This window comes from Candidatus Clostridium eludens (genome assembly GCF_045310515.1).
In the GTDB taxonomy this organism is placed as follows: Bacteria; Bacillota; Clostridia; order Clostridiales; family Clostridiaceae; genus Clostridium_B; species Clostridium_B eludens.
The window spans coordinates 1-1,954 of record NZ_JBJHZX010000112.1 but is presented as its reverse complement, the minus strand read 5'-3'; the positions used below and the strand labels follow the sequence as shown (position 1 = coordinate 1,954).

The window sequence follows — 1,954 nt, the reverse complement described above, 5'->3', positions numbered from 1 at the left end:
CCCATATCTTACTTTTATTTTAATCTTTATTCGGAACTTTCTCAATTTATCTTGTACTATTTTTATTCTAGCACCAAGTGCCCGAGAATACATTTAATGCGTTTGAGTTTTCTTGTAAGCAGTTAGGTGTGCGCGTTTTTCAAGAAATATATAAAAATAAAATAGAAGAGTCTTCAATAATCATAATACTTGATGGTCTGGATGAAATTTTTGATATTGAGTCAGGAATAAAAAACTTAATGAAGCTAATGAGCAAAGGAGATATTCATTCATTAATAATAACATCAAGACCTCATGTGATTGAAAAATTAAGTCCAGAAAAATTAGGCATATCAAACTCTCATATTCAAGAATTAAACGCGTTAGAAATTAAAAGTGTTGCTGAAAAATTTAATGTCTTACTCGATATTGATTCATCAAATTTTCTCCTAGATTTGAGTTCGCCACTTCAATTGCTAATGTATCTCAAATTGAAAATAGAAGGTTTTGGTGAGAAAAGTATAACAATTTATAATCTTTACATTGAATACATTACTGTATTAACTAAGTACTTCAATAATAATGATAATGAGTCATACATCTATGAAATGCTAAGAGTCTTGAAATTGGTATCAGTAGAAGTTGTAAGAAATTCAAACCTCAATAAATCGATTAGCATCAATGAAATGTTTACTCTAATGAAGAATGAAGACAAAGATTATTTTTCGGATTTGATACGTTGTGGACTTATCACATCAAAAGACAATCAGTTAAGTTTTATGCATAAATCATTCGAAGAGTTTGGAGTGGCTTATGGACTAGTGGAAGGTATTAAATTAAATAATGAAACGAAAATTAGGGATCTATCAATGAACTCTTGGAATTCATATTATATTGCAAGTGAAGGTTTGAATGAAAATGATATCGATAATATTATTGAACTACTTAACTGTAAAGCTAGCAGAGTAAGGAAAAAATTAATCGGTGTCCTTAAGTATACCTGTTATATCCATTATCCAAAAGTCAGACTAAAATTGTTAAAGCTACTTATGACCGAAAAATCCAAAAAAATTGTAAGATCAATTTACAGAATTCTTGTACAAACTGAATGTACAGATGTTTTTATAGAACTGCTCAAGTTTGACAACATAAAAAGGCTAAGAAAGGAGTATTATTTAAGTTACTTTGATAAAAGTTATATGATTGATGACGTATATAATTATATAGCTAAATATAAATTTGAATATGCAGGAAGTAGAATATCATATTGGTTAATTTTACTTGCAATTCAAGCAAGAAAAACGATCTATTATAAAGATTTTCTAGTTGAAATGATATTAAGTGAAAAGTTTTATGAGCAAATGTTTATTTTTGAAAAATTAATTTCTCATAGAAATGAGTGTGGGGGAATAATTGATGAGTTATATAAAAGATTAGATTCTCCTTCTAGAATATTATTTTTATTATATCTAGATAGGCAAAGCTTGAGCATTTACAGTGAGGAGTCTATGGAAGTTATAATCAACCGTCTAAAAGATTTAGGAAACCTTAGCGCCAAAGACAGAAGACGATTTAATGAGATACTCGTTCAGAAACACTTATCTAAAAAGCATAAAGAAATATTTGAACAAATAATTGCTAGTTTTTCATAGTAGAGAAAAACATTAGCTAAATCAGCTAATTATTATCAATATAGCTGTTAAAAAAATTTTATTGAGCAAAATCGAGAATGGCAAATGGAGTATACTCTAATTGATAGACATATAGAAAAGTATGTATATGAACATGATACAGTAAAGTAGATGCAAAGTTTAGAAAATATTAGTTTCAGCTTCTCATTAGGCTAATAATTGGAATGCGAAAGAGGTAGTTTAACTAAAAACGTAAAAGATTAAACATAGTTCTAGAATAAAAATAGTACAAGATAAATTGAGAAAGTTCCCAATAAAGATTAAAATGAAAGTAAGATATGGGG

1 protein-coding gene is annotated in these 1,954 nt (G+C 27.8%); it reads left to right on the top strand.

Annotated features, from left to right (window positions below; translation table 11 throughout):
* Positions 1–128 precede the first annotated feature (128 nt).
* Positions 129–1,631 (top strand): NACHT domain-containing protein, encoded by a 1,503-nt coding sequence (locus tag ACJDU8_RS25375; RefSeq protein ID WP_406794969.1) that lies wholly within the window; start codon positions 129–131, stop codon positions 1,629–1,631.
* Positions 1,632–1,954 lie beyond the last annotated feature (323 nt).